At 57.1% G+C, this 6,272-nt stretch carries 5 protein-coding genes; 4 read left to right on the forward strand and 1 reads right to left on the reverse strand.

Annotation, left to right across the window (positions count from 1 at the left end):
* Both ACF8AM_RS20735 and ACF8AM_RS20740 read left to right on the forward strand, forming a co-directional pair.
* A partial coding sequence (locus ACF8AM_RS20735; RefSeq protein ID WP_392557479.1) for an AAA family ATPase occupies positions 1–410 on the forward strand: 410 nt, incomplete at its 5' end.
* Positions 407–1,822, forward strand: a complete 1,416-nt coding sequence (locus ACF8AM_RS20740) for a DUF58 domain-containing protein (RefSeq protein WP_392557480.1) — start codon at positions 407–409, stop codon at positions 1,820–1,822. The genes ACF8AM_RS20735 and ACF8AM_RS20740, both read left to right, overlap by 4 nt.
* Before the next feature lie 9 nt (positions 1,823–1,831).
* Here the strand turns inward: ACF8AM_RS20740 and ACF8AM_RS20745 are convergent, their stop codons facing one another.
* A complete protein-coding gene (locus tag ACF8AM_RS20745; RefSeq protein ID WP_392557481.1) occupies positions 1,832–2,158 on the reverse strand; it encodes a hypothetical protein in 327 nt (108 codons plus the stop codon).
* 88 nt (positions 2,159–2,246) lie between these two features.
* Here ACF8AM_RS20745 and ACF8AM_RS20750 point away from each other — a divergent pair, with 88 nt between their 5' ends.
* Both ACF8AM_RS20750 and ACF8AM_RS20755 read left to right on the forward strand, forming a co-directional pair.
* Positions 2,247–4,697, forward strand: a complete 2,451-nt coding sequence (locus ACF8AM_RS20750; RefSeq protein ID WP_392557482.1) for a DUF1592 domain-containing protein — start codon at positions 2,247–2,249, stop codon at positions 4,695–4,697.
* Between the two features lie 75 nt (positions 4,698–4,772).
* Positions 4,773–6,065 (forward strand): DUF1552 domain-containing protein, encoded by a 1,293-nt coding sequence (locus ACF8AM_RS20755; protein ID WP_392557483.1) that lies wholly within the window; start codon positions 4,773–4,775, stop codon positions 6,063–6,065.
* Positions 6,066–6,272: the final 207 nt, after the last annotated feature.

A 6,272-nucleotide genomic window follows, 5' to 3' on the forward strand; every position in this document is an offset into this window, starting at 1 on the left:
AAGAACTGCGGATGTTGGATCTGCTCCAGTTCAAACATCCAGTCGATTCGATGACCGCAGTGGCAACCGCCGAACAATTGGTCGCGGCTCAACAAGCGATACGGTCCGTTCACGTTGACCCGCGAGTCCGCCACTACTTGCTTCAAATCGTTCACCAAACTCGGCACAACGAAAACTTGGCTCTCGGAGGCAGCCCCCGTGCGACGATTGCCTTGTTCCGATGCAGCCAAGCGATGGCAGCGATTCGCGGACGAACGTTCGTGACCCCCGACGACGTCAAGAAAATCATCGCCCCCGTGATGAACCACCGCTTGATCCTTCGACCGGAAAGTCGCTTGCGAAAGCTAACCACCGAAAAAGTCCTGGAAGAGATCCTCAGCGAAATCGCGGTGCCCACGATCTCATCATGACGGACCACGGCAACGCTGCGGAATCACGATCCGATCCGCCCGCTCCATCGCGTTGGATGACCATCATCGCCGTCTGCGCGATCGTTGTTTTCCTAGGCATGGTCGCGGGCGCTGGATTGTGGATGACCGCCGCGATCACCGTGGCCGCGGTCGTCGCCATTGGCAACTGGGTCGCCACCCAGTGGTCCGCAGGAGTCGTTGCCGTTCGTTTGGACTCTCCCGAAGAAGGCCGCGATCTCGAGGTCGTGATTGGATCCTTGGTTCCCGTCACGGTCGAAGTCACCAATCAAGGCAAGCTGCCTGTTGCCTGGGTCCTCGCTGAAGACTTGATCCCTCGCGGCGCGACAAGGCAAGCCCGCCAGGCAGACGGCATGGCACTCGATCCACGAACCACGCCGCTGCCCGTCGAAGGAGCCCGTTTGGCCGTCATGGCACTTTTGCCCGGCCAATCCAAACGCATCGAGTACTCGGTGCGCTGCCAACGTCGAGGCTATTTCCAGATCGGTCCAACCGTATTGGAAACCGGAGACCCTGTCGGGATGTTTCGACGCTATCGATTGGGCGCTCGCCCGATGTTCGTGACCGTGCTTCCCAAAGTCAAACTGCTGTCGACCTACGAAATTGGATCCCGTCGTCCGATCGGCGAAATCAAAATCCGAGCCTCTTCGATGACTGATCCCACCCGGCTCAGAGGCATCCGGCAATGGCAGATCGGAGATCCGCTCCGCAGCGTTCACTGGGCCGCAACCGCGCGAACCGGCATCCTGCATAGCAAGGTCTACGAGCCCTCCTCGGTCGCCGGTGCGACGCTCATCCTGGATCTGCACGTCGACACCAATCCCGATCAACACGAACCGCTACGCACCGATTTGACGATCACCACCGCAGCCACGATCGCTGCGGCCCTGCACGATGCTGGCGAACCCTTCGGGTTGGCCACCAACGGTCGCGACGCCGCCGACCGAATCCGAACCGAAGGTTTTCGCGGTGACCACCGTGTACGAGATGCTTCCGTCAAAGCGGCTTCGCTCAAACAACTCAATGAACGGTTGCGACCAGTGCTCGTCGACGTGGATCGCGGACCGGTTCACCTCAAAGAGATGTTCCGAACCCTCGCTCGCTTGGAACGAACCGACGGCTTGACGCTGGCGGAGTTCTTGGTGGAAACGGAATCACAACTTTCCAGCGAAACAACCATGTTGGTGATGCTGCAACAAGCCACCGAAGCAGACATCGCCGCGTTAGTTGGCCTGTCGCGTCGCGGTTGGGCCATCGCTGTCATCATCAACACACTCGACATCGATCGCTACTCACGCATGGCGGGCCCACTGTTGGCCGAACGCATTCACGTCAGCCACTTGCAAACCGAAGACAGCATCATGGACGTGTGCCGCGCTCAAATGGCCCGCTGATCCGTCAGGTCATCGCTCACTGACCTGAATGCCGACAAGCAGTTGACTCCATAGACCATTTTCAACACGCAACAAAACGAACCAAATCACCCGCCGCTCTATAGCCTTTGCTTTGAACGCGGAATTTGAACCAATCCATCCGACTGATGCGCCGTCAACTTCCGATCGGACATGCGCAATGTCGTCGATTCCGCCGAACAAGTGTTGAAGTTTCGATCGCGTAAGAATACGTTTTGATTGAGACTTGCCCCGCCCATCCATGGTCGATGGAAGGCAAAGCCTCTCCTGCCCACGCCACCCTACCTCCCCATCGGCGATGTCGAACGAAGTCTGCATCAGCGATCAAGATGCTTCCTCTTGCCTGGTGATTTCATCCACATCGCAAGGCCCCGCCTCTCCATCCGGCTCCCCACCGTCAAAATCGATGAAAACAAAGTCGTTCTCTACTGGCAACACTCACCTTCTGATTGCCCTGGCATTCCTCTTCGCAGTTGCCAATCAATCATCCTCATCGTCGATTGTTTTCGCTGCCGAACCTCCCGAGCAACTCACCGAGTTCCTGGAACTCAACTGCACCTACTGCCATGACTCCTCGACACGAGAAGGTGACCTGGACCTTGAAACGCTGGCGTTGGAATTAACCGACCCCGACAACTTTCATCTTTGGGAACGCGTTTTCGATCGAATTCACGCCGGAGAAATGCCACCGGAAGAAGACCTCGATCCAGCAGAGTCCCAACCATTCTTGGCGAAGCTCCACGGAATCCTCAACGATGCCGACAACCAACGCATCACCACAGAAGGCCGTGTGCTCGCCCGACGCCTGACGCGCACTCAGTACGAACGCGACGTTTGCGACTTGCTTGCGATCGATGTTCCGCTGCGCGAGTTCCTTCCCGCGGAATCTCTCGCCGATGGTTTCGACACGGTCTCCAGCAGCCAACAAGTTTCTGACCACTCTTTGGCCGCCTACCTCGATGCCGCTGACTTCGCTCTTCAAACGGCCTTCGATCGATTGCTCGCCACCGATCTGTCCGGCGATGAATCACTCAAGACAATTCACCTGGATTGGACGCAGCTTCGCCGAAACGAAAAACGAACAAACCGGGAACCAGAAGGACGCCCCAATCACAAAGACATCGTCTCATGGTCCAGCAGCCAAAACTTCTACGGACGAATGCCAGCAACGTCCGTCCCTGAAACGGGACGTTACCGAATTCGAGTGAAAGCCCACGCAGTCAACACGCCCAAGATCGGTCGTGTCTGGTGCAGCGTCAACAGTGGCGTGTGCTCCGGCAAAGCGTCGACGATGTACTGGATCGGAAGCATCGAAGCAACCGACGAAACTCAGGTTTACGAATTCGAAGCCTGGATTCGCGAAGGCCACATGTTGCAGATTGTCCCCAACGACCACGGCATCCGCCGGGTTGCAGCCAAAGCCGTGGATTCCAAACCCGGCGTGGTCGAGGACATGGGTGTCGCGGGAATCGCAATTGAGTGGATTGAGCTGGATCGAATCGAAGGCGACCGCGATGAAATTCGTCACGCCTTGATCGGTGACCTCGAACTTCGTTCCATCGAACCGACCAACAAACGTTCCAAGCAACGCTTCAAGATTGTCTCATCGGCTCCCAAACGAGACCTCAAAAAACGCATCCATGCTTTTGCTGAAAAGGCATTCCGCCAAGAACTCACCGCCGAAGAACTTCAGCCCTACTTTGAATTCGCCGAGGCCAAACGCCAAGACAGCCGGTCCCTGCAGGATGCACTGCGGGCTGGCTACCGCACTGTCCTTTGCTCCTCCCGCTTCCTTTACTTTGACGAATCCCCTGGCGAACTATCCAATGCCGCGGTCGCGAATCGACTCAGCCATTTCTTGTGGGGCCGCGCTCCCGATGAGGAACTTCGACAACTCGCTGAAACCGGCCAACTCAAGAAACCCGATGTCTTGCGTGCCCAAACCGAACGCTTGCTCAACGATTCACGCTCGCAAGTTGCAATCGATGAATTCACCAACCAGTGGTTGCAACTCTACGAACTTGAAAGCACCACGCCGGACGGCAAACTTTACCCCGAATACGATCTCATCTTGCATCGTTCGCTGCCTGAAGAAACCCAAGCGTTCGTCGCCGATTTGATTCAACGTGACCTTCCGGTGACTCATTTGGTTGACTCCGATTACACATTCCTGAACCAGCGTTTGGCAAGGCACTACCAAGTGGATTGGCCAGGCGGAACAGGTCTGAAACGTGTTCCCTTGGACCCAAATTCCAACCGGGGCGGCATCATCTCTCAAGCCAGCATTCTGAAAGTCACCGCCAACGGAACCACCACCTCACCCATCATCCGTGGCGTTTGGATGCTGGAAAAAATCATGGGCGAACACGTCCCACCGCCACCTGCCAACGTGCCCGCCGTGGAACCCGATATTCGCGGTGCAACTTCCATCCGCGATCAACTCGACAAACATCGCAACCTGGAGATGTGCGCTTCCTGCCACGTGAAAATCGATCCTCCTGGTTTTGCATTGGAAAGCTACGACGTGATCGGTGGCTGGCGAGACCGTTACCGCGCCGCCGCTCCCAACAAAGGAAAACGCTGGGTCCCTGGGTTGCCAGTTGACCCCAGCCACGAATTCGTCACCGGCGAATCCTTCGAAAATGTCACGGGACTGAAGTCGATGCTGCTGCAGCGTCCCGAGCAACTGGCAAAGAACATGGCATCTCAGTTCGTGACCTATGCCACCGGTGCTTCCCCAACCTTCGCTGATCGAGACGAATTGAAACGCATCGTCCAAGCCGCAAAAGCCAATGACTACGGAGTTCGCTCATTGGTCCATGAAGTCATCCAAAGCCCTCTGTTTCTCAGCAAATAGCCAGCGTCACCGCCACGCCCGGACGCACCGTTTCCTCACAACTCATTCGAACCTCCACGCCTTCTGGTTGCCGCGATGAAAATCAAACCTTTTGTAACCAACCAATCCTTGTCACGCCGAACCGTCTTGCGCGGCGCGGGCATCACCATGGCGCTGCCTTGGCTCGACTCAATGGTCCCAGCCTTCGGTCGCGAAGCGAGTTCGGACGCCAACCCTCCGCGGCGGTTTGTCGGCATCAGCAACGCTCTCGGCTTTCACGCTCCATTCTTGTTTCCCGAAAAGAGCGGGCATGACTATGAAACCACGCGATACTTGAAACCGATCGAAGACCTTCGCGATCAATTCACGATCATTTCAGGCGCGTCCCACCCCGGCGTCGGCGGCGGCCACAAAGCCGAACCGTGCATCCTGTCCGCCGCCCCCTACAGCGGATCCAATTTTCGCAACACGATCTCACTCGATCAATTGATGGCCCGAGAACTTGGCGGGGCAACTCGGTTCCCTTCGTTGACGCTCAGCTCCAACGGCACAACGGGCACGTCATACACCGCGAATGGATCAATGATCCCGCCGATCAATTCACCGCAAGAACTATTCGCACAACTGTTCATTGACGACAGCCCCGCGGCACGACGCGCTCAAAAGCAACGCATCCTGGAAGGTCGCAGCATCATGGACCTCGTCGCCGCAGAAGCCAAATCAGTGCAGCGCCGACTCGGACCTTCCGACCGCGAAAAATTGGATGCGTACTTCACCAGCGTTCGCGATTTGGAACGTCGGCTGGACATGAACCAGGGTTGGGCGGAACGTCCCAAACCCAAAGTCAACAGAAAAGCCCCCGCACCAGTTTCGGACAACAGTCATACGATCGCAAAACAATCCGCGATGCACGACGTGATCTACCTCGCCATCCAAACCGACAGCACCCGATTCATCACCATGCACACCGATGGTGGCGGCGAACGCGTTCCCTTAGAAGGCGTTGACCAGGGATATCACCAACTCAGTCACCACGGTCGCGACGAAGAAAAGATCACGCAACTTGGAATCATCGAAGAAGCCCAAATGCAATCCTGGGGCAACCTCGTCAGGCGGCTACACGAAACCCAAGAAGGCAACGGGAACCTGCTCGATCACACCATGTTGTTGCTGACGTCCAACCTCGGCAACGCGTCGTCCCACGACACCAAAAACATGCCAGTGGTTGTCGCCGGTGGAGGATTCCGCCACGGACAACACCTCGCGTTCGATCGAACCAACAACTACCCGCTGCCAAATCTCTACACGTCGATGCTGCAACGCCTCGGCATGGAAGTCGACACCTTCGCAAGTGCCACCGGCACCATGCGAGGCCTCGATTTGGTTTAACTTCCTAGCGGAGAGACGCAAGCCGCCCGGTCCGCCACCGAAACGCTCGCGTCCGACCACGATGACCTGCCGCCACCAAAAAGATCATTCAGCACTCATTGCAAATACTGATGCACGCAGGTGATCGCTAGCGCCCCGTCGCCGACCGCGAAAGCACACCGTTTGGTCGTTCCGCTGCGGACATCACCGCACGCAAATACGCCGGGG

Origin of the sequence: Rhodopirellula sp. JB055 (genome assembly GCF_043100905.1) — a bacterium.
Classification (GTDB): domain Bacteria; phylum Planctomycetota; class Planctomycetia; order Pirellulales; family Pirellulaceae; genus Rhodopirellula.

What these genes read in the sequence shown, in the direction of transcription:
- ACF8AM_RS20740 (WP_392557480.1), top strand. Translation starts at nt 407, where the DNA reads ATGACGGACCACGGCAACGCTGCGGAATCACGATCCGATCCGCCCGCT.
- ACF8AM_RS20745 (WP_392557481.1), bottom strand. Translation starts at nt 2,158, where the DNA reads ATGCAGACTTCGTTCGACATCGCCGATGGGGAGGTAGGGTGGCGTGGG.
- ACF8AM_RS20750 (WP_392557482.1), top strand. Translation starts at nt 2,247, where the DNA reads ATGAAAACAAAGTCGTTCTCTACTGGCAACACTCACCTTCTGATTGCC.
- ACF8AM_RS20755 (WP_392557483.1), top strand. Translation starts at nt 4,773, where the DNA reads ATGAAAATCAAACCTTTTGTAACCAACCAATCCTTGTCACGCCGAACC.